This window comes from Kitasatospora sp. MMS16-BH015, assembly GCF_002943525.1.
GTDB lineage: Bacteria > Actinomycetota > Actinomycetes > Streptomycetales > Streptomycetaceae > Kitasatospora.
Map to the genome: position 1 here is coordinate 6,367,167 of NZ_CP025394.1, position 23,199 is coordinate 6,390,365.

The window sequence follows — 23,199 nt, forward strand, 5'->3', positions numbered from 1 at the left end:
GACGTCGTGGCCTGCGGTCTGGGCGGGGCGCTCCGGCGGAGCGCCCGGGGTCGGGCGGGTCAGGAAGTCTGTGGAGGCCGGGGTGCCAGGCGGGCCGCGAGGACCGGGCCGACCACGCTCAGCGCGGCTGCGCCGGTCATCCCGCCGTGGGTGCTCGGCACCTCGTGGAGGTCGAGCCGGCCGCCGATGTGGGCGCGCCAGGCCTCCGGGTCCGGGGCGTCGTCCGGGCGGTCCTTGGCGGCGGTGAAGAACACCGCGTCGCCGTCGTAGCCCGGCAGGGGCGGGTCCTCGGCGAGTGCGGCATGGGCCAGGAAGACCTCCACCACCCGGGCCACCCCGGCCCCGCTGAGGCCCGCGAGCGGGCCGTCCCCCGCCCCGACCAGCGCGGCATAGCCGGCTTCGTCGGTGGGCCAGGCCGCGATCTCCCCGGCCGGGTGGCCGAGCGATTCGAGGATCCCGGCGAGGAGTTCGGGGGTGCGGGCGGGGGCCGCCGACTCGCCGCTCCCGCCCGGGTAGGCGTCCAGCAGGGCCAGCAGGGAGACCTCTTCGCCCTCGGCTCGCAGCAGGGCCGCCATCGCGTGGGCGACGACCCCGCCGAAGGACCAGCCGAGCAGGGCGTAGGGGCCCTCGGGCCGGACGGTCCGCAGCTGCGCCAGGTAGGTCTGCACCAACTCACTTACAGTGTAAGGCAGTTGGGTCGGATCGGCCAGCCCCGGGGCCTGGATTCCGTAGATCGGCTGATCGGCGTCCAGGTGGCGCAGCAGGCCCGTGTAGACCCAGCTGATACCGGCGGCCGGGTGCACGCAGAACAGCGGCGGACGGCTGCCCCGGGCCCGGATCGGCAGCAGGACGGGGAAGCTCTCGGCGCCGGTCGCCCCGGCGCCGTGCTCGGCCGGGTCGAGCCGCGCCGCGAGCGCGGCGACGGTCGGGGCCTCGAACAGCAGCCGGACGCCGACCCCGGCGGCCTGCGGGCCGCACAACTCCCGTAGCCCGGCCACCAGTCGGCTGGCCAGCAGCGAATGGCCGCCCAGCTCGAAGAAGTTGTCGTCGATGCCGATGTGGCTCAGGCCGAGGGTGTCGGCGAACAGCCCGCACAGCACCTCCTCCAGCGGCGTCCGGGGTGGACGCCCGGACCCCGGGCCGGTGGCGCTGGGGTCGGGGGCGGGGAGGGCCTTGCGGTCGACCTTGCCGTTGGCGGTGAGCGGAAGGGAGTCGAGGGCGAGGATCGCGCCGGGCACCATGTGGTCGGGCAGGGTCCGGCCGACGTGGGCGCGCAGGGCGGCTGGGTCGACGGCGCGGCCGGGGGCGGGGACGGTGTAGGCGACCAGGCGGCGGTCGCCCGGTCGGTCCTCGCGGGCCAGGACGAAGACCTGAGCCAGGGAGGGGTGTTGGGCGAGGACGGCCTCGATCTCGCCGGGTTCGATCCGGAAGCCGCGGATCTTGACCTGGTGGTCGGCGCGGCCGAGGTACTCCAGGGTGCCGTCGGCGGTGCGGCGGACCAGGTCGCCGGAGCGGTACATCCGGCTGCCGGGCGGGCCGTAGGGGTCGGCGACGAAGCGTTCGGCGGTGAGGTCGGGTCGGCCGCGGTAGCCGCGGGCGAGGCCGTCGCCGGCGATGTAGAGCTCGCCGGTGACGCCCAGCGGCACGGGCTGCAGCGCGCTGTCGAGGATGAGGAGCCGGGTGCCCAGGACGGGCCGGCCCATGGGGGCGTTGACCCTGCCCCTGAGCGGGGCGCTCATGGAGGCGCAGACGGTGGCCTCGGTGGGGCCGTAGGCGTTGACCATGCGCAGCCGGGCGGACCAGCGCTCGACCAGGTCGGGCGGGCAGGCCTCGCCGGCCACGACCAGGGTGCCGCCTGCGGGCAGGGCGTCGGGGGGCAGTACGGCCAGGGCGGTCGGGGGCAGCGTGAGGTGGGTGACGCCCTGTGCGGCGATCAGCTCCACCAGGCCCGGGCCGGGCAGCAGTTGATCGGCGTCGGCGAGCACGGCCCGGGCTCCGTTGGCCACGGCCATGCCCAGTTCGGAGACGGCGGCGTCGAAGGAGGGCGAGGCGAAGAGCAGGACCCGGCTCTCCGGGGTCACCGCGAAGGCCCGACGCTGCGATTCGATCAGCGCCGCCAGCCCAGTGTGGCTGACCACGACGCCCTTGGGGCGGCCGGTGGAGCCGGAGGTGTAGATGATGTACGCGGCCGAACTCACGGTGGTGGGAGGAAGGTTGTCGGCTTCGTAGCCGGCGGTGTCCAGGTGCTCGACCAGCAGGCGCGGCAGCGGGCTGTCGGCGAGCAGGTCGGCGGCCAGGGCGGCGGTGGTGACCACCAGCGCCGGTGCGGCGTCGGTGAGCATGTAGGCGATCCGGTCGGCCGGGTAGCGCGGGTCCAGCGGCAGGAAGGCCGCACCGGCCTTGAGGATGGCCAGCTGGGCGACGATGAACTCGATCGACCGCTCCAGTGCGATCGCCACGAACCGCTCCGGGCCCGCGCCTTGCTCGATCAGCAGTCGGGCCAGCCGGTTCGCCCGCTCGTTCAACTCCGCGTACGTCAGCTGCTCCTCGTCGAAGGCCAGGGCGACGGCCTCCGGTCGGGCGGCGGCCTGGGCCTCGAAGAGGGAGTGGAAGGTGGCCGGGGCGGGCGGGCGCGCGGTGCCGTTCCACTCGGTCAGCAGGCGGTGGCGCTCGGCCGGGGCCAGGATATCGAGTCGGCCCACGCGCTGGTCCGGGTCGGCCGGCACGGCGGTCAGCACCCGGGCCAGCCGCTCGCCGATCGCGGTGGCGGTGGCCCGGTCGAAGAGGTCGACCGCGTACTCGAGGCTGAGGTCCAGGCCGGCCGGGGCACCCGTCGCGTCGAAGCTCTCGCCGTAGGAGACGGTCAGGTCGAACTTGGCCAGTTCGGCGTCGAGTTGCTCGATTCGCACGGGCAGCTCGCCGAGGCTCGACTGCTCGGCCGGGCCGCCCGAACCGGCCGAGGTCAGCATCACCTGGCAGAGCGGGTGCCGGGCGGTGGACCGGGTCGGGTTGACCGCCTCGACCAGGCGGTCGAACGGTATGTCCTGGTGCTCGAAAGCGCCCAGGGTGCCGATCCGCACGCGCTCAAGCAGTTCGGCGAAGGTCGGGTCGCCGGAGAGGTCGGTGCGCAGGACCAGGGTGTTGACGAAGAAGCCGATCAGGTCGTCGAGGGCCTCGTCGGTGCGCCCGGCCACCACGGTGCCCAGGGGAATGTCGGTGCCCGCGCCGAGTCGGCCCAGGGTGGCGGCGAGCGCGGCCTGGAGCACCATGAAGGTGCTCGTCCGGCTGCGCTGGGCCAGGCCCAGCAGGGCGGCGTGCTGCTCGCTGCCGAGCCTGAGCTCCACCCCGTCGCCGCGCCGGGTCGGCCTGGCCGGCCGTCGGCGGTCGTAGGGGAGGCTGAGCTCCTCGGGTGAGTCGGCCAGAGTCCGCTGCCAGTAGGCGAGTTGGCGGCTCAGCAGGCTCTCCGGGTCGTCCTCGGCGCCGAGCAGCTCGCGCTGCCAGAGGGAGTAGTCGGCGTACTGGACCGCCAGCGGCTCCCAGTCGGGGGTGGTGCCGGCGTGGCGGGCGGTGTAAGCGGCGTCGAGGTCGCGGAGGAGCGGGCCGACCGACCAGCCGTCGCCGACGATGTGGTGCATGAGGATCAGCAGCACGTGCTCGCCCTGGGGGAGCGAGAACAGGGTGGCCTTGATCGGGAGGTCCGTCGCCAGGTCGAAGACCTGGCCGACCGCCGCCGCCAAGCTCGCGCGCAGGTCATCCGCGGGGGTGAGGGTGACCGTGTCGAGCGTGAAGTCGGCTGAACCGGTGATGAGTTGGTGCGGCTGGCCGTCGGTACTCGGGAAGACGGTGCGCAGCACCTCGTGGCGCTCGACCACGTCCCGGAGGGCGGCCGCCAGTGCGGGGGTGTCGACGGCGCCGGAGAGTCGGAGTGCGAGCGGCGTGTTGTAGAGCGCGCTCGGCCCCTCGAACTGCTCGATGAACCAGAGGCGTTGCTGGGCCGAGGAGAGCGGGATGCGCTCCGGTCGCGGACCGCTGGTCAGAGCCGGGCGTGAGCCGTGGGTTCGGGGGAGTTGGGTGGTGAGGGTGGCGATGGTGGGGTGGTCGAAGAGGGTGCGGATGGGGAGTTCGATGTCGAGGGTGGTGCGGATGCGGCTGACGAGTTTGGTGGCGAGGAGGGAGTGGCCGCCGAGCTCGAAGAAGTTGTCGTCGATGGTGATGCGTTCCAGGCCGAGGGTCTGGGCGAAGAGGTCGGCGAGGGTGCGTTCGATGTCGGTGCGGGGTGCGCGGCCGGCGGCGCCGGCTTGGTAGTCGGGGGCGGGCAGGGCCTTGCGGTCGACCTTGCCGTTGGGGGTGACGGGGAAGCTGTCGAGCAGGACGACGGCGGCGGGTGCCATGTAGCTGGGCAGCCGTTCGGCGGCGAAGGCGCGCAGCTCCTCGGTGCCGGCCGAGCCGGCGGCGGCAGCCGTCACGTAGGCGATGAGGCGCTTGTCGCCGGGCTGGTCTTCGCGGATGGTGGCGAGCACCTGGCCGACGGCCGGGTGCTCGGCGAACGCCGCCTCCACTTCACCGAGTTCGATGCGGAAGCCGCGGATTTTGACTTGGTCGTCGGTGCGGCCGAGGAATTCGAGGGTGCCGGTGGTGGTCCAGCGGACGAGGTCGCCGGTGCGGTACATGCGTTCGCCGGTGCGGAACGGGCAGGCGACGAAGCGCTCGGCGGTGAGGGTGGGGCGGTGGATGTAGCCGCGGGCGAGGCCGTTGCCGGTGATGTAGAGCTCGCCGGCGACGCCTGCGGGGACGGGCTTGAGGGTGGGGTCGAGGACGTAGAGGCCGGTGTTGGCGAGGGGTTGGCCGATGGGGACTACCGTGGGGATCGGCTGGTGAGCCGTCATGGTGTGGGTGGTTTTGATGGCGGTGGTTTCGGTGGGGGCGTAGACCGCGAGGATTTCGGTGTCGGGGCAGGTGGTGAGGAGTTGGCGGATGGTTTCGGGTGGGACGGTGTCGCCGCCGGTCCAGATTTGGTGGACGTTGCGGAAGGCGTGGGGGGTTTCTTCGGCGAGGAGGCGCAGGAGGCCGGAGGGGGCTTGGACGAGGGTGATGTGGTGGGTGGTGATGGTGTGGGCGAGTTGGTGGGTGTCGAGTTCGCCGGGGTGGGCGAGGACGATGTGGCCGCCGGTGGTGAGGGGTGCCCAGACTTCGGTGGTGGAGGCGTCGAAGGCGGTGGGGGAGTGGAGGAGGGTGCTGTGGTGGTGGCCGGTGTGGAAGTGGGGGTTGGTGAGGAGGTCGACGACGTTGTGGTGGGTGACGGCGACGCCCTTGGGGAGGCCGGTGGAGCCGGAGGTGTACATCACGTAGGCGAGTTGGTGGGGCAGGATCCGGGTCTGTGGGTTGCCGGGCTGGCCGACTGCTGAGAGCAACTCGGGAGTGACCTCAAGCGCGGTGAAGTGCAGCGCGGTGGAGCCGGGGTCGGTGGCCGCCGGTGCGCTGAACTCGGTTGCGAAGACAGGGTGTTCGCGGTGGGCCGGGTCGGTGAGGAGCAGGGTGGCGCCGGTGTCGGTGAGGATGTGGCGGAGCCGGTCGAGCGGGTAGCGGTCGTCGAGGGGGACGTAGGTGCCGCCGGCTTTGCTGATCGCGAGGATGGCGGTGAGCAGGTCGGCTGAGCGGTCCATCAGGATGGCGACCGGCTGCTCGGCGGAGAGCCCGCCTTCCAGGAGGACGGTGGCCAGCTGGTTGGCGCGGAGGTTGAGTTCGGCGTAGCTGAGTCGCTGGTCGCCGGCGATCAGGGCCAGGGTGTCGGGGGTGGTGGCGGCCTGGGCTTCGAAGAGGCGGGGCAGGGTGGTTTCGGCGACGGGGGTGGTCGGGCCGTGCCAGCCGCCGAGGAGTTGCGCGCGCTCGGTCTGGTCCAGGATGTCGATCTCGCTGATCGGTGCGTCCGGGGTAGCGGCGACGGCATGCAGGACGCGCAGCAGGCGGGTTGCGAGCGCGGTGCCGGTGGCGGGGTCGAAGAGGTCGGCGGCGTAGTCGACGGCGCCGGTCAGACCCTGCGGGGTGCCGTCAGGGGCCTGGTGCTCGACGAAGTTGAAGACGAGGTCGAACTGGGCCTGGGCCTCGCCGGCATCCTCCAGGGTCGCCGTGGCCCGGCCGAACGGAACGCTCCCGGTGGAGGCGGAGTTGAGGGTGACCACGGTCTGGAAGAGCGGGTGCCGGGCCGGGGTGCGGGTCGGGTTCAGGTGCTCGACCAGCCGGTCGAACGGCGCGTCCTGGTGGTCGTAGGCGTCCAGGTTGGTCCGGCGGACGCGGTGCAGCAGCTCGTGGAAGCTGGGGTCACCGGACACGTCCGTGCGCAGCACCAGGGTGTTGATGAAGAAGCCGACCAGGTCGTCGAGGGCTTCGTCGGTGCGCCCGGCGATGGGGGTGCCGAGGGGGATGTCGGTGCCGGCGCCGAGACGGGCATAGAGGGCGGCGACGGCGGCCTGCAGCACCATGAACAGGCTGGCCTGCCGTTCGGCGGCCAACTCGGACAGTCTTCGGTGGAGTTCAGTGTCGACCAGCACCTCGGCCACACCACCACGGCGGGTGGGCGCGGCCGGGCGGGTGCGGTCGTACGGGAGGCTCAGCTCCTCCGGGGCATTGGCCAGCGTCTGCTGCCAGTAGGCGAGTTGCTCGCTCAGGACACTGTCCGGGTCGTCCTCCGTGCCGAGGAACTCGCGCTGCCAGAGGGTGTAGTCGGCGTACTGGACGGGCAGCGGATCCCAGTCGGGCGAGGTGCCGGCCAGTCGGGCCGCGTAGGCGGTGCTGAGGTCACGGAGGAGCGGGGCGACCGACCAGCCGTCGTTGGCGATGTGGTGGGTGAGCAGCAGGAGCAGGTGCTCGCCCTGGGGCAAGGAGAACAGGGTGGCCTTGATCGGGAGGTCCCTCGCGAGGTCGAAGACCTCGGTGGTGGCCTCGGCCAGCCGCGCCTGCAGCTCGGCCTCGTCGGCCACCGCCACCAGCCGCAGCGGCGGCCGGGCCTGCTCGGTGATCACCTGGTGCGGCTGGCCGTCCTCCGCCGCGAAGACGGTGCGCAGCACCTCGTGGCGCTCGACCACGTCCCAGAGCGTGCCCTCCAGGGCACAGGTGTCGATCTCACCGGTCAGGCGGACTGCGAACGGCGTGTTGTAGAGGGCGCTCGGGCCCTCGAACTGCTCGATGAACCAGAGCCGTTGCTGCGCGAACGACAGCGGGATCATGGTCTGCCTCCGGAAGATGACGTGCTGAGATCGGGTTGCGTACGGGACGGGGTCGGGTGGGACCTGCGGCTACGAGGGCGTGCCGGGCCGGCGCATCGGCCGGAGGGCGGGGCGTGCTCTGCGGCTCTGGGGGAGTTGGGTGGTGAGGGTGGCGATAGTGGGGTGGTCGAAGAGGGTGCGGATGGGGAGTTCGATGTCGAGGGTGGTGCGGATGCGGCTGACGAGTTTGGTGGCGAGGAGGGAGTGACCGCCGAGTTCGAAGAAGTTGTCGTCGATGGTGATGCGTTCCAGGCCGAGGGTCTGGGCGAAGAGGTCGGCGAGGGTCTGCTCGGTGGCGTTCCGGGCCGCGCGCCCGGTCGTGTCGGCCCGGTAGTCGGGGGCAGGCAGGGCACGGCGGTCGACCTTGCCGTTGGTGGTGACGGGGAGGGCGTCGAGGACGAGGACAGCAGCGGGCACCATGTAGCCGGGAAGCCGGTCGACGGCGAACGCGCGCAACTCCTCTGCGGTGGTCTCGCCGGTGGCGTAGACGACCAGGCGCTTGTCGCCGGGCTGGTCTTCGCGGATGGTGGCAACGACTTGGCGGACTGCCGGGTGCGTGGCCAGGGCTGCTTCGATCTCGCCGGGTTCGATGCGGAAGCCGCGGATTTTGACTTGGTCGTCGGTGCGGCCGAGGAATTCGAGGGTGCCGGTGGTGGTCCAGCGGACGAGGTCGCCGGTGCGGTACATGCGTTCGCCGGTGCGGAACGGGCAGGCGACGAAGCGCTCTGAGGTAAGTGCAGGGCGGTGGATGTAGCCGCGGGCGAGGCCGTTGCCGGTGATGTAGAGCTCGCCGGCGACGCCTGCGGGGACGGGTTTGAGGGTGGGGTCGAGGACGTAGAGGCCGGTGTTGGCGAGGGGCCGGCCGATCGGCACCACGGCGGGTATGGGGGAGTCCGAGGCCATCGTGTGGGTGGTTTTGATGGCGGTGGTTTCGGTGGGGGCGTAGACCGCGAGGATTTCGGTGTCGGGGCAGGTGGTGAGGAGTTGGCGGATGGTTTCGGGTGGGACGGTGTCGCCGCCGGTCCAGATTTGGTGGACGTTGCGGAAGGCGTGGGGGGTTTCTTCGGCGAGGAGGCGCAGGAGGCCGGAGGGGGCTTGGACGAGGGTGATGTGGTGGGTGGTGATGGTGTGGGCGAGTTGGTGGGTGTCGAGTTCGCCGGGGTGGGCGAGGACGATGTGGCCGCCGGTGGTGAGGGGTGCCCAGACTTCGGTGGTGGAGGCGTCGAAGGCGGTGGGGGAGTGGAGGAGGGTGCTGTGGTGGTGGCCGGTGTGGAAGTGGGGGTTGGTGAGGAGGTCGATGACGTTGTGGTGGGTGACGGCGACGCCCTTGGGCTGGCCGGTGGAGCCGGAGGTGTACATCACGTAGGCGAGTTGGTGGGGCAGGATCCGGGTCTGCGGGTTGCCGGGCTGGCCGACTGCTGAGAGCAACTCGGGAGTGACCTCAAGCGCGGTGAAGTGCAGCGCGGTGGAGCCGGGGTCGGTGGCCGCCGGTGCGCTGAACTCGGCTGCGAAGACCGGGTGTTCGCGGTGGGCCGGGTCGGTGAGGAGCAGGGGGGCGCCGGTGTCGGTGAGGATGTGGCGGAGCCGGTCGAGCGGGTAGCGGTCGTCGAGGGGGACGTAGGTGCCGCCGGCTTTGCTGATGGCGAGGATGGCGGTGAGCAGGTCGGCTGAGCGGTCCATCAGGATGGCGACCGGCTGCTCGGCGGAGAGCCCGCCCTTCAGAAGGACGGCGGCCAGCTGGTTGGCGCGGAGGTTGAGTTCGGCATAGCTGAGTCGCTGGTCGCCGGCGATCAGGGCCAGGGTGTCGGGGGTGGTGGCGGCCTGAGTCTCGAAGAGGCGGGGCAGGGTGGTTTCGGCAACGGGGGTGGTCGGGCCGTGCCAGCCGCCGAGGAGTTGCTCGCGCTCGGTCGGGTCCAGGATGTCGATCTCGCTGATCGGTGCATCCGGGTCGGCCACGGCCGCGCGGAGTACGCGGAGCAGACGGGCGGCCAGGGCGGTGCCGGTGGCCGGGTCGAACAGCTCGGTGGCGTAGTCGACGGCGCCGGTCAGGCCCTGCGGGGTGCCGTCGGGGGCGTAGCGGTCGGTGAAGTTGAAGTTCAGGTCGAACTGGGTCTGGGCGTCGTCGAGGATCTCCAAGGTGCCGGTGGCGGTGCCGAGTTCGAGCAGGCCTGGCGGGTTGGAGTTGAGGGTGACGACGGTCTGGAAGAGCGGGTGCCGGGCCGGGGTGCGGGTCGGGTTGAGGCGCTCGACCAGGCGGTCGAAGGGGATGTCCTGGTGGTCGTAGGCGTCCAGGTTGGTCCGGCGGACGCGGTGCAGCAGCTCGTGGAAGCTGGGGTCACCGGACGTGTCCGTCCGCAGGACCAGGGTGTTGACGAAGAAGCCGATCAGGTCGTCGAGGGCCTCGTCGTGCCGGCCCGCGACCGGCGTGCCGAGGGGGATGTCGGTGCCGGCGCCGAGGCGGGTGTAGAGGGCGGCGACGGCGGCCTGCAGCACCATGAACAGGCTGGCCTGCCGTTCGGCGGCCAACTCGGCGATTTGCCTCTGGAGTTCGGCGTCGATCGGGAGCTCGGCGACCCCGTTCCGGCGGGTGGGTGCGGCCGGGCGGCTGCGGTCGTACGGGAGGCTGAGCTCCTCGGGAGCCTCGGCCAGCGCTCGTTCCCAGTAGGCGAGTTGGCGGCCGAGCAGGCTCGTCGGGTCACCCTCCTCGCCGAGCAGCTCGCGCTGCCAGAGCGCGTAGTCGGCGTACTGGACGGGCAGCGGCTCCCAGTCGGGGGCGGCGTTGGCCAGTCGGGCCGCGTAGGCGGTGCTGAGGTCGCGGAGGAGCGGGGCGACCGACCAGCCGTCGGTGGCGATGTGGTGCAGCAGGACGAGCAGGACCTGTTCGCCGCGCGGGAGGGAGAAGAGCGCGGCGCGGACGGGGGGTTCGGTGCCGAGGTCGAAGGCCTCGGCGGTGGCCGTGTCCAGGGCCTCGCGCAGTGCGGCCTCGGAGGGGACGGCGACCGTGCGGAGCGCGAAGTCGGCTGCTGTGGTGACGAGTTGGTGAGGCTGGCCGTCCACGGTGGCGAAGGTGGTGCGCAGCACCTCGTGGCGCTCGACCAGGTCCGCCAGGGCGGCGGCCAGGGCGTGGACCTCGATCTCACCGGTCAGGCGGACGGCGAGCGGGGTGTTGTAGAGGGCGCTCGGACCCTCGAACTCCTCGATGAACCACAGGCGTTGCTGGGCGGAGGAGAGCGGGACGCGTTCCGGTCGGGGGCCGGCGGCGAGGGCCGGGCGGGCCGGGCCGAGGGCGGTCGGGGCCAGGTCGGTGCCGCCGGTCAGGGCGGGGGCGAGGGCGGCGACGGACGGGTGGTCGAAGAGGGTGCGGATCGGCAGCTCGACGGCGAAGGCGGTGCGGATCCGGCTGGTCAGCTTGGTGGCGAGCAGGGAGTGGCCACCGAGGTCGAAGAAGCTCTCGTCGATGCCCACCCGGGCCAGGCCGAGCACCTCGGCGAAGAGCTCGCAGAGCGCCCGTTCGGTGGCGGTGCGCGGCTCCCGGCCGGTGGCCTCGCCCTGGTACTCGGGGGCGGGCAGGGCCCGGCGGTCCACCTTGCCGTTGGGGGTGACCGGGAAGGCGTCGAGCAGCAGGACGGCAACGGGCACCATGTAGCTCGGCAGCCGCTCGGCAGCGAACGCGCGCAGCTCCTCGGCAGTGAGCGAACCGGAGGCCGGCGCACCGGCCGGTCCGGCCGGACCATCCGGAGCATCCGCACCTGCCGTACCGGCGGTATTGGCGGCACCGGCCGCACCGGTCGCGTAGGCGACCAGGCGCTTGTCGCCCGGCTGGTCCTCGCGGATGGTGGCGAGCACCTGGCCGACGCCCGGGTGGGCGGCGAACGCGGCCTCCACCTCGCCGAGTTCGATCCGGAACCCGCGCAGCTTGATCTGGTCGTCGGCCCGGCCGACGAACCGCAGTTCACCCTCGGCCGTCCAGCGGACCAGGTCGCCGGTGCGGTACATGCGCTCGCCGGGTCGGCCGAACGGGCAGGCCACGAAGCGTTCGGCGGTCAGTGCCGGGCGGCCGAGGTAGCCCCGGGCCAACCCGGCCCCGGCGATGTGGAGTTCGCCGGTCACGCCGACCGGGACGGGACGCAGGCCGGCGTCGAGCACGTAGGCCCGCGTGTTGGGCAGCGGGCGGCCGATCGGTACCACCTCGCCCACCTCGGCGGGGGCGGCCATCGGGTGGCGGGTGGCGAAGGTGGTGGTCTCGGTGGGGCCGTAGCCGTCCACCACGAGCAGCCCGGGGCAGGCTTCGAGGGCTCGTCGCACGGCCGTCGGGGAGACCACGTCGCCGCCCGCCCAGACCTCGTGCAGGCCGGCGAAGGTCTCGGGGGCCTCGGTGGCCAGCAGGTTGAAGAGTCCGGCGGTGAGCCAGGCGGCGGTCACTCCGCCCTCGCGCAGGGCGGCGGCGAGTTCGGTGGCGCCGAGCCGGCCGGGCGGGGCCACCACGACCCGGCCGCCGGCCAGCAGCGGGACCCAGAGCTCGTAGGTGGAGGCGTCGAAGGCGGTCGGCGAGTGCAGCAGCACGCTCCGGTGGCCGCCGCCGACGAAGGCGCCGCCGAGGGCGAGGTCGGCCACCGCGCGGTGCGTGACCCCGATGCCCTTGGGCACGCCGGTGGAGCCGGAGGTGTGCATCACGTACGCCAACTGGTCTGCGTGCAGCCGGAGTTCGAGGTTGCGGTCGAGCGGGTCGGCGTCGACGGCCGAGAGTACGGTGAGCTCGGCCAGTGCGGGGTGCGTGGCGTGGGCCGGGTCGGTCAGGGCGAGGCGGGCGCCGGTGTCGGCGAGGACGGCTCGCAGGCGGTCCAGCGGTTGGGCCTCGTCCAGCGGGACGTAGGCGCCGCCGGCCTTGAGGACGGCGAGCAGGGCCACCACCAGATCGGCCGAGCGGTCGAGCAGGATCGCCACCGGGCTCTCGGGCCGGAGGCCGGCCGCGACCAGGCGGGCGGCCAACCCGTTGGCCCGGGCGTTGAGTTCGGCGTAGCTGAGCTCGAGCCCGCCGGCGGTAAGCGCCACGGCCTCGGGGGTGGCGGCGGCCCGCGTCTCGAAGAGCTCGGGCAGCGTGGCGTCCGGGACGGCGGTGCTCGGGCCGTGCCAGCCGTGCAGCAGCTGCTCGCGCTCGGCCGGGCTGAGCACCTCGGCGGTGGCGACCGGGGCGGCGGGGTCGGCGGTGATCAGGTCCAGCAGGGCGAGGAAGCGGCCCAGCAGGGTGCGGGCCTCGGCCGGGCCGAAGGCGGCCGGCTGGTGGTCCAGCCGCAGGTGCAGGCCCTCGCCGGGGGTGATGGCGAGCAGCAGCGGGTAGTGGGCGCTGTCCACGTCCTCGATCAGGCGGACGGCGGTGGTGCCGCTCGGGTCGGCCTGGTCGAGGGTGGCCGGGTCGGGGTAGTTGCCGTACACCGTGACGGTGTCGAACAGGCTTGCCAGGCCCGCGAGTTGTTGGATCTCGCTGAGGCTCAGGTGCTGGTGGTCGAGCAGGGCGGACTGCTCGGTCTGCAGGCGCCGCAGCAGCTCGCCCCAGCTCTCGGCGGGGTCGAGGCGCAGGCGCACCGGCACGGTGTTGATCAGCAGGCCGACCATCCGCTCCACGCCCGGCAGGTCGTGCGGGCGGCCGGAGACGGTGGTGCCGAAGAGCACGTCCTCCCGGCCGGTGAGCCGGGCGAGCAGCACGCCCCAGGCGGCCTGGACCAGGGTGTTGAGGGTGACGCCGTAGCGGCGGGCGGTGCGGACCAGGCCCTCGGTGGCCGCCGGGGTGAGCTCGGTCTGCACCCGGAGCGGCAGCTGCGGGGTGGCGTGGCCCTGGCCGGGGGCGAGCAGGGTGGGCTCCTCGGTGCCCGCCAGGGCGGTGGACCAGGCGGTGCGGGCGGCCTCGGCGTCCCGGCGGGTGAGCCAGTGCAGGTACTCGCGGTACGGCACGGCCGGGGGCAGCTCGGTGCCGAAGTACAGCGCCCACAGCTCCTCGGCGAAGAGCGGCACCGACCAGCCGTCGAGCAGGATGTGGTGGGCCGCGACCAGCAGCCGGTGCCGGCCGGGGGCCAGGGTGAGCAGGGCGTAGCGCAGCAGCGGCGGCCGGGCCAGGTCGAAGCGGCGGCCGTACTCGGCCTCGGCGATCCGGTCGGCCTCCGCCGCCGGGTCCGGGTGGCCGGTCAAGTCGACGGTGGTGAAGGGGAGTTCGACACCGTCCTGAACGACCTGGACGGGGGCTCCCTCGGTGCGCTGGTGGAAGGCGGCGCCGAGGTTGGGGTGGCGCAGCAGCAGGGCCTCGGCGGCGGCGCGCAGTCGGTCGGCGTCCACCGGCCCGGTCAGCTCGAAGGAGCAGACGGAGGTGTAGACGTCGTCGGCGGCCGTGTCGTACGCCGCGTGGAAGGCCATGCCCTGCTGCAGCGGCGAGGTGGGCAGGACGTCCAGCAGCCGGGCCGGGGCGTGGAGTCGGGACAGGTCGTCGAGCTCGGGCTGGGTGAGCGCGACCAGCGGGAAGTCGCCGGGGGTGTGCCCGCCCGCCTCCGGCCGGTCGGCGTGCTCGGCGAGGGCGCGCAGGGCGGTGAACCAGGCCTCGGCCAGCTCGGCCACCCGCTGCTCGGTGAGCACGCCGGTGGCCCAGGACCACTGGGCGACCAGCAGCGGGCCCTGCGCGGTGTCCACGGTGGTGGCGTCCAGGCCGAGCACCCGGCCGAGCGCGAAGCCGGGCGCGGCGCCCTCGGACATCGCCTCCTGGCCGGCCAGCACGGTCTGCTCGGTGGCGCCCTCGGGCTGGAAGCGGCCGAGGTAGTTGAACTCCAGCTGCGGGTCGGGGAATCGGGAGAGCGCGGCGGCGGTGGTGGGGTTGAGATGGCGCAGCAGGCCGTAGCCGATCCCGTTGTCGGGCAGCCGGCGCAGCTGCTCCTTGACCAGGCCGAGCGCGCGGCCCAGGGCCGGGCCGGCCGCGGTGACCTCGGGCCAGGTGAGCGGGCCGGGGGCGAGCCGGACGGGGTAGGTGGAGGTGAACCAGCCGGCGGTGCGGTGCAGGTCGACGCCCTCGACCACCTCCTCGCGGCCGTGGCCCTCCACGGTGACCAGGACGGGGTCCGAGGCGCCCGCGCGCCAGTGGCCGACGGCCAGGGCGAGGGCGGTGAGCAGCACGTCGTTGACCTGGGCGTGGTAGGCGGCGGTGACCTTGGTGAGCAGGGCCCGGGTGGTCTCGGCGGGGAGCACCAGGCGCAGGGTGCCCTCGGTGGCGTAGGTGTCCCGGGTTGGGTCCAGCGGGCGGTCGCCGAGCAGCGGGTCGGGCGTGCTCAAGGCCTCTTCCCAGAGCGGGAGTTCGGCGGCCCGGTGGTCGGTGTTGGCCTCGGCGGTGAGCAGCTGCGCCCAGCGGCGGAAGGAGGTCGGCACCGGGGTGAGCTCGATCGGGCGGCCGGCCGAGGTGGCGGCGAGTGCGGCGGCCAGGTCCTCCTCGACGATCCGCCAGGTGACCCCGTCTACCACCAAGTGGTGTATAAGCAGCAGGAGTTGACTGCCGCGCGGGGTGTCGAAGCGGACGGCCTCGAGCATCCGCCCCTGCTCGGGGCAGAGCCGGTCGCGGGCGCCCTCGCGCTCGGCGCGCAGCAGCTCGCCGGTGGCCGGGCCGGTCACGGTGCGCAGGGCGGCGGGCACGGCGCCGGGCTCGGGCACGTGCAGGGTCCAGGGGCGCTCGGCGAGCGGGGAGGTGCGGGCCCGGAGCAGGTCGTGGTGGTCGAGCAGGGCCCGGAGGGCGGTGCGCAGCTGCCCGTCGGTGGTGCCGGCCGGGAGGGTGAGCAGCACGGACTGGTGGAAGCTCTCCACCGCGCCCTGCTGCTCGGAGAGCCAGTGCACGATCGGGGTGGGCGCCACCTCGCCGAGGCCGGCCCCGGCGGGCTCGGCGGCCACCGGGCCGTCCAGCGGGCGGGCGAGGCGGGCCAGCGCCTCGACGGTGGGGGCGAGGAAGAGCTCGCGCGGGGTGAGCCGGAGCCCGGCCTGGCGGGCCTTGGCGACCAGCTGGATGGCCACGATGGAGTCGCCGCCGAGCTCGAAGAAGGAGTCGCCCACGCCAACGGCCGGCAGGCCGAGCACCTCGGCGAACAGCCGGGCCAGCGTGGTCTCCGGCTCGCCGGCCGGTGCCCGGCCGGTGGCGGTGGTGGTGAAGACCGGGGCGGGCAGGGCGCGCTTGTCCACCTTGCCGTTCGGGGTGAGCGGCAGCCGGTCCAGCACCACGACGGTGGGCACCATGTGGTCGGGCAGGCCGGTGGCGAGGAAGGTGCGCAGCTCGGCCGGTTCGGCGGTGCCCACGGTGTAGCCGACCAGCCGGCGCTCGCCGGGGCGGTCCTCGCGGACCAGCACCACGGCCTGGCGCACGCCCGGGTGGGCGAGCAGCGCGGATTCGACCTCGCCCAGCTCCACCCGGAAGCCGCGGATCTTCACCTGGTCGTCGGCCCGGCCGGCGAAGTCCAGCTGCCCGTCGGGGCGGTAGCTGCCCAGGTCGCCGGTGCGGTACATGCGCTCGCCGGGCGTGCCGAACGGGCAGGCCACGAAGCGCTCGGCGGTCAGGCCGGGCCGACCCAGGTAGCCCCGGGCCAGATGCGGCCCGGAGACGTACAGCTCGCCGAGGGTGCCGGGCTCCACCGGCCGCAGCCGCTCGTCCAGCACGTGGATCCGCACGTCCTGGCAGGGGTGGCCGATCGGCGGCTGCTCGGCGCCGGTGAGCGGCTCGCTCATGGTGACGATGACGGTGGTCTCGGTGGGCCCGTAGCTGTTGAACATCCGCCGCCCGCCGGCGTGCCGCCCGGCCAGCTCGCGCGGGATGGCCTCGCCGCCGCCGATCAGCGTGCGCAGGCTCGGCAGCGGTACGTCGGGCAGGGTGGCCACCATCGCGGTGGCGAGGTCGGCGTGGGTCACGCCGTGCTGCTCGATCAGCTCCACCAGCGCCTCGCCGACCAGCTGGCTCTGCTCCCGGGGCAGCACCAGGGCGGCGCCGGTGCTCAGCGCCACCGCGAGGTCGGAGACCGAGACGTCGAAGCTGAGCGAGGCGGCCTGCAGCACCCGGCTGCCGGGGCCGACCCCGGTGGCGGCCACCTGGGTGCCGACCATGCTGGGCAGCCCGGTGTGGGTGACGGCCACGCCCTTGGGCAGGCCGGTGGAGCCCGAGGTGTAGATGACGTACGCGATGTCGGCCGCGCTCACCGGCCGGAGCCGGTCGGCGGCGGTGAACGGCGCCTCGGGCTGGGCGGCCAGCTCGGCCAGGTACTCGGGGGAGTCGATCAGCAGGCGCGGGGCGCCGGTCTCGGGCAGCTCGGCGGCGGCCGCGGTGGTGCTGAGCACCAGCGCGGCGCCGGAGTCGGTGAGCATGTGGCGCAGCCGCTCGGCCGGGTAGGCCGGGTCGGCGGGCAGCCAGGCCGCGCCGGTCTTGGCCACCGCGAGCAGCGCGGTGATGGCCTCGGCGGACTTGGGCAGCGCGAGGGCGACCACGTCCTCGGTGCCGAGGCCGCGGGCGGCCAGCAGCCGGGCCAGCCGGGCGGCGCGGGCGTCCAGCTCGGCGTAGGTGAGGGTGAGGCCCTCGGTGATCAGGGCGGGCGCGGCGGGGGTGCGGGCGGTCTGCGCCTCGATCAGCGCACCGAGCGTGGTGGGCGGGCCCGGTGTGGCGGGCGTGGTGGGCACCTCGGCGCCCAGTCGGCGCGGCAGTTCGGCCGGCTCCGGCCGTGGTGCGGCCTGCTGCGTCTGCTGGACCCCGGACATGTGCTTCCTTCTCCCTGGTCAGGTGTGCTGGTGGTGGGCGGTCAGCCCTGGAGCTGGGCGATCAGGCTGGTGGGGCGGAGGTCCTGCCAGTGCTGCTCGACGTAGGCGAGGCAGTCGGTGCGGGAGGCGGCGCCGTACTTCTGCTCCCAGCCGGCGGGGACGGGGCTGAAGACCGGCCAGAGCGAGTGCTGGCCCTCGTCGTTGACGAGGACGAGGTAGCTGGCCTCGGGGTCGTCGAAGGGATTCACCACGACTGGGCTCCTGTCTGCTCAACTGCACTGCAGTGATGGGGAGTTGACGCTCAGTGCGGAGTGCTTCCGGCGTCCTGGAGTGAATCCTGCCGAGGGCCGTACCGGCGTGGAAGGACCAGCCGTGGGCGGGAACACGCATCGCGCGAACCGGAACGGGGGACGGATGCGGTGAAAAGGGGACGGAACCGGCCGGAACCAGCGCTGGCGCTGTCAGATCAGTGGTGGGAGGCCAGTGCCCGGCGGACGGCGGGCCAGTCCGCGCACCACTCCTGCTCCTCGCCGGGGGCGTCCAGGGCGAGGGTGGCCAGGTAGGCCCGCTTGAGCGCGGCGCGCTCGTCCTGCGGGCGGCCGGCGGACTGTTCGAGCCGGCGCAGCCGCTGCTGGAGCCGTTCCAGTGCACCGCCGCCCGCGAGCAGGCGGCGGACGGGCACCTCGAATCGGAAGCCGGGGGCCAGCTGCGGCCAGGCCGCCCGCCAGGCCAGGAACACCTCCCGGCGGGCCGGCCCCCAGCGGCGTTCGGCCCGGCCCAGCCGGTCCAGGGCGGCGGTCTCGGTGGGCGCGGTGCAGACCTCCCGCAGGTCCTGGGAGAGCGCGCTCCACTCCTCGCCGGGCGCGTGCCGCAGCACCTCGCGGATCAGCCGCGCGGTGGAGCCCAGGAGCGCCGCCCCCGGCCAGTGTCGCGCCACCGCCTCGGCGAGCCCGGCCCCGGCCGCGGGGCCGAGCGCGGCGGCGGGCCCGGCCCCGGCACCCGCGACGGGCCCGGTGTCGGCGACCACCACCCAGGCCTCGCGGAGCCCGCGGGCGGCCAGGGCGGCCGGGATGTGGGCTCCGTCGGCCCGGCCGGGCCCGCCGGGCCAGAGGCCGAGCAGGTCGCGGCGGCCGTCCGGGGTGATGCCGAGGGCGAGGTGCACCTGCGGGCCGGCGGTGCGGCCGGGGCGGACGGTGTGCAGGAAGACCACCGGGTGGACGGGGGCGAGCGGGCGGGAGTGATGCTCGGTCAGCCGCTCGAAGGCCTGGTCGGTGACGGCCGAGACGGTCTCCCGGCTGATCTCCACGCCGTACACCTCGGCCAGGTGGGCGGTGAGTTCGGCCGAGCTCAGGCCTCGGGCGGTGAGGGAGACGACCAGCTCGTCCAGCCCGGGCAGGCGGCGGGCCCGGGGGCGGACGGCCCGCGGGGCGAAGGTGCCGTCCCGGTCCCGGGGGACGCGGACCGGGACGGGCCCCACCTCGGTGAGCACCTGGCGGGTGCGGGCGCCGTTGCGGCCGTTCGCCGTGGGGGTGGGCGGGTGCAGATGGGCCTGGAGCTCCAGTTCGAGGGTGCGCTCCAGCACCTGCTTGGCCAGCGCCTGGAGCAGCCCGCCGCTGCCGAGCAGCTTGACCGTGCCGGTGCTGAGCCGGGCGGCGGCGGCCTCGGCGAGCTGGCCGACCAGCCGCGGGTCGAGCAGCGCGGCCGGATCCTCGGCGCAGCCGCCGTCGGGGGTGGTCCCGGAGTCGCCGGAGGGGGTGGGTGGGTCGGCGACGGCCTGGTCCTCGGCGGAGCCGCGCTCACGGCCGGTACCGGTGGCAACGCGGGGCAAGGGCCCTCCTGTTCGGTCGGCCGGGCCCCGGCCGACCCGGGGGCGTGTCGCCCGGCGGTACGGGGGCGTGTCGCCCGGTGGTACGGCGGGGGCCGGGTGGCGGGCCCGGGGCGTATAGTCGCGGCAGCCGGAGCCCGGGGGGGTGGTACTCCGCGCGGCAGGGTGCCCCCATCCTGCCCGGGGGCAGGCCGTGCGGCGCTCGGTACGGGCGTGCGGGAACTCGCAATGCCGAAGCCGGAAGGGCGCGTGGGGCCTCTCTTACGGGTCATGCCGGGCGGTCGCCGCCGGGGCACGCGCCCTCCTGCCCGGCATCGGGCAGGAGGGGCCCTCCAACGACGCCCGCTGATCCGACGTGACCCGTAAGAGAGGCCCCAGATGTGTCGATCCCACCACAACAGCACCGCCAGCGGCACGCCCCAACTCTGCGACGAAGGCGTCGAGTTCTACCGGATCGCGCTGGCCGAGGGCGGGGCGACCGGAGCGGCCCCCGAGTGCCTGCTGGCGATGGGCCTGTTGCGCCGGCTGCCGGGGGCCGGCGGCCGGCTGGCTCCGGTGCCGCCGGACATCGCGGCCACCGGGCTGACCCGGCCGCTCGAACTCGCCGTGCTGGCCCAGCAGGAGCGGCTCACCAGCCTGCAGACCGCGTTCAGCGCCGCCGAACTCGCCTACCAGGACGTGATGCGGCGCGACCAGCTGCCGATCCGGATCCTGGCCGCGGCCGAGATCAACCCGGCCCTCGAGCAGGCGGTGGCCGCCTGCACCGAGGAGCTGCTCACCGCCCAGCCCGGCGGCGGCCGGGGCGAGGCACAGCTGGCCGAGGCGCTCCCGCGCGACCTGGCGCTGGCTGACCGGGGGGTGCGCCAGCGCACCCTCTACCAGCACACCGTCCGCTCGCACGGCCCGACGCTGGCCTACATCGAGCAGGTGCGGGCGCGCGGCGCCGGCGTCCGCACGCTGACCGAGGTCTTCGACCGGATGATCATCTGCGACCGCACCACCGCCTTCATCCCGGCCGGCCCGCAGCGCGAGGCGGGCGCGCTGCTGATCCAGCTGCCCCAGCTGGTCGAGTACCTGCTCAAGGTCTACGAGCTGATGTGGGACCGCGCCGAGCCGGTCACCTACCAGGAGGGCCACCAGCGCCCGCCGCTGCTCACCGACCGCACCCGCCTGAACGTGCTGCGCCTGATGGTGGGCGGCTGCACCGACGAGGCCATCGCGAGCCGCCTCGGCATGAGCACCCGCACCGTCTCCAGCCACATCCAGAAGGCCTCCGAACAGCTCGGCAGCCGCAGCCGGGGCCACCTCGGCTACCTCATCGCCCGCGAAGGCGTCCTGGACGGTCCGCAGCCCGAACTCTGACCCGGAGCGTCCGCCGCAGTCGGTACGGTGTACCGCATGGCCGACCCTTCGACATACCGCCCCGCGCCCGGCGCGATCCCGACCTCACCGGGGGTCTACAAGTTCCGCGACGCGCACGGGCGGGTCATCTACGTCGGCAAGGCCAAGAGTCTGCGGCCGCGGCTCTCCTCGTACTTCCAGGACATCGCGAACCTGCACCCGCGGACGGCCACCATGGTGACCACGGCCGCCTCGGTGGAGTGGACGGTGGTGACCACCGAGGTCGAGGCGCTGCAGCTGGAGTACTCCTGGATCAAGGAGTTCGACCCCCGGTTCAACGTCAAGTACCGGGACGACAAGAGCTATCCGGAGCTCGCCGTCACGCTGAACGAGGAGTTCCCGCGCGTGCAGGTGATGCGCGGGGCGCACCGGAAGGGCGTGCGCTACTTCGGGCCGTACGGGCACGCCTGGGCGATCCGGGAGACGGTCGACCTGCTGCTGCGGGTCTTCCCGGTCCGCACCTGCTCGAACGGGGTGTTCAAGCGGGCGCAGCAGGTCGGGCGGCCCTGTCTGCTCGGGTACATCGGCAAGTGCGCGGCGCCCTGCGTCGGCAAGGTGAGCGAGGCCGAGCACCGCGAGCTGGCCGAGGAGTTCTGCGACTTCATGGCGGGGCGCACCGGCGGCTATCTGCGCCGGCTGGAGCAGCAGATGGCCGAGGCCGCGGCCGAGCTGGAGTACGAGAAGGCCGCCCGGCTGCGCGACGACATCGGGGCGCTCAAGCGCGCGATGGAGAAGAACGCCGTGGTGCTGGCCGACGGCACCGACGCCGACCTGTTCGCCCTGGCCGAGGACGAGCTGGAGGCCTCCGTGCAGATCTTCCACGTGCGCGGCGGCCGGGTGCGCGGCCAGCGCGGCTGGGTCACCGACAAGGTGGAGGACGTGGACACCCCCGCCCTGGTGGAGCACGCCCTCCAGCAGCTCTACGGCGGCGGCACCGAGCAGGTGCCGCGCGAGGTGCTGGTGCCGGTGCTGCCCGAGCCGCTCGCCCCCGTCCAGGAGTGGCTGGGCGGCCTGCGCGGCGCCCAGGTGGACCTGCGGGTGCCGCAGCGCGGGGACAAGAAGGACCTGATGGCCACCGTGCAGCGCAACGCGCAGCAGGCGCTGGCCCTGCACAAGACCAAGCGCGCCTCCGACCTGACCACCCGCAGCCGGGCGCTGCAGGAGATCGCCGAGGCGCTGGAGCTGGATTCGGCGCCGCTGCGGATCGAGTGCTACGACATCTCGCACCTGCAGGGCGAGGACGTGGTGGCCTCGATGGTGGTCTTCGAGGACGGGCTGGTCAGGAAGAGCGAGTACCGCCGGTTCCAGATCAAGGGCTTCGCGGGGCAGGACGACGTCCGCTCGATGCACGAGGTGATCAGCCGGCGGTTCCGCCGCTACCTCCAGGAGCGCGAGCAGACCGGCGAGTGGGCCGTGCCCGAGGAGGACGCCCCGGAGGAGACCGGCCCCCGCACCGAGGACGGCCGCCCCAAGCGGTTCGCCTACCCGCCGCAGCTGCTGGTGGTCGACGGCGGGCAGCCGCAGGTGGCCGCCGCCAAGCGGGCGCTGGACGAGCTGGGCATCGACGACGTGGCCGTCTGCGGCCTGGCCAAGCGGCTGGAGGAGGTCTGGCTGCCCGGCGAGGACGACCCGGTGGTGCTGCCGCGCTCCAGCGAGGGGCTCTACCTGCTCCAGCGGGTCCGGGACGAGGCGCACCGGTTCGCCATCTCCTACCAGCGCGCCAAGCGGTCCAAGCGGCTCACGGCGGGGGAACTGGACTCCGTCCCCGGCCTCGGCGAGACTCGCCGACAGGCACTGCTCAAGCACTTCGGCTCGCTGAAGAAGCTCCGCGCGGCCACCGTCGAGCAGCTGTGCGAGGTCCCGGGGGTGGGGCGCCGGACGGCGGAGACTGTTGTGGCAGCGTTGGCCTCCAGGCCACCGGCCGCACCCGCGGTGAACACCGCGACGGGCGAGATCATCGAAGACGCACCGGCAGCCGCCGACACCATCGAGAGCGGGGAAGCGAAGTGACACTGTCCGAGGCAGCGACATCCAAGGACGTGGGGAACGGCCGCAGCCAGGCCCAGGGGGAGGGGGCCCCGGAGCTGGTGATCATCTCCGGCATGTCCGGAGCCGGCCGCTCCACCGCCGCCAAGTGCCTGGAGGACCTGGGCTGGTTCGTGGTCGACAACCTGCCGCCGGCCCTGATCCCCACCATGGTCGACCTCGGCGCTCGCTCCCAGGGCGCCGTGCCGAGGATCGGCGTGGTGGTCGACGTACGCGGTCGCAAGTTCTTCGACGACCTGCGCACCTCGCTGGACGACCTGGCCAAGCGCGGGGTCCGGATGCGGGTGGTCTACCTGGAGTCATCGGACGACGCCCTGGTGCGCCGCTTCGAGTCGGTGCGCCGCCCGCACCCGCTGCAGGCCGACGGCCGGATCGTGGACGGCATCGAGCGCGAGCGCGACCTGCTGCGCGAGCTGCGCGGCGAGGCCGACCTGGTGATCGACACCTCCAACCTCAACGTGCACCAGCTGCGCGCCAAGCTGGACGCCCAGTTCGCCGACCACGACGAGCCCGAGCTGCGGGCCACCGTGATGTCCTTCGGCTTCAAGTACGGCCTCCCGGTCGACGCCGACCTGGTGGTGGACTGCCGCTTCCTGCCCAATCCGCACTGGGTGCCGGAGCTGCGGGCCCGCACCGGCACCGACGCCGACGTGGCCGATTACGTCTTCCAGCAGCCCGGCGCCAACGAGTTCCTGGTGGGCTACAGCGAGCTGCTGAAGATCATTACCGAGGGTTACCGACGGGAGGGCAAGCGGTACATGACTCTTGCCGTAGGCTGCACCGGTGGCAAGCACCGCAGCGTGGCCATGTCCGAGCGGCTGACGAAGCGTCTGATCGCGGACGGCGTGGAGACGGTGCTCGTCCACCGGGACATGGGCCGGGAGTAAGCACCGGCCCGGGAGCAGAGAC

7 protein-coding genes are annotated in these 23,199 nt (G+C 73.6%); 3 read left to right on the plus strand and 4 right to left on the minus strand.

Annotated elements, in window-relative coordinates; genetic code table 11:
- Window positions 1-59 precede the first annotated feature (59 nt).
- The 4 genes from CFP65_RS27425 to CFP65_RS27440 form a co-directional block, all read right to left on the minus strand.
- Window positions 60-7,223 carry a non-ribosomal peptide synthetase gene (locus CFP65_RS27425; protein WP_104818693.1) on the minus strand — a complete coding sequence of 2,388 codons (7,164 nt, stop codon included), beginning with the start codon at window positions 7,221-7,223 and terminating at the stop codon, window positions 60-62.
- Between the two features lie 69 nt (window positions 7,224-7,292).
- Window positions 7,293-17,018 (minus strand): non-ribosomal peptide synthetase, encoded by a 9,726-nt coding sequence (locus CFP65_RS27430; RefSeq protein ID WP_104818694.1) that lies wholly within the window; start codon window positions 17,016-17,018, stop codon window positions 7,293-7,295.
- 41 nt (window positions 17,019-17,059) lie between these two features.
- Window positions 17,060-17,269, minus strand: coding sequence for an MbtH family protein (locus CFP65_RS27435; RefSeq protein ID WP_104818695.1), 210 nt, complete (start codon window positions 17,267-17,269; stop codon window positions 17,060-17,062).
- Between the two features lie 215 nt (window positions 17,270-17,484).
- On the minus strand, window positions 17,485-18,846 hold the full coding sequence (locus CFP65_RS27440) for a transposase (protein WP_104818696.1): 1,362 nt from the start codon (window positions 18,844-18,846) through the stop codon (window positions 17,485-17,487).
- A 375-nt stretch (window positions 18,847-19,221) separates the two neighbouring features.
- Here CFP65_RS27440 and CFP65_RS27445 point away from each other — a divergent pair, with 375 nt between their 5' ends.
- The 3 genes from CFP65_RS27445 to rapZ are packed head-to-tail and all read left to right on the plus strand — an operon-like array spanning window position 19,222 to window position 23,177.
- Window positions 19,222-20,205, plus strand: coding sequence for a helix-turn-helix transcriptional regulator (locus CFP65_RS27445; RefSeq protein ID WP_254552593.1), 984 nt, complete (start codon window positions 19,222-19,224; stop codon window positions 20,203-20,205).
- 36 nt (window positions 20,206-20,241) lie between these two features.
- Window positions 20,242-22,254, plus strand: coding sequence for an excinuclease ABC subunit UvrC (uvrC, locus tag CFP65_RS27450; protein WP_104818697.1), 2,013 nt, complete (start codon window positions 20,242-20,244; stop codon window positions 22,252-22,254).
- Between the two features lie 29 nt (window positions 22,255-22,283).
- Window positions 22,284-23,177 carry an RNase adapter RapZ gene (rapZ, locus tag CFP65_RS27455; protein ID WP_104818698.1) on the plus strand — a complete coding sequence of 298 codons (894 nt, stop codon included), beginning with the start codon at window positions 22,284-22,286 and terminating at the stop codon, window positions 23,175-23,177.
- Window positions 23,178-23,199: the final 22 nt, after the last annotated feature.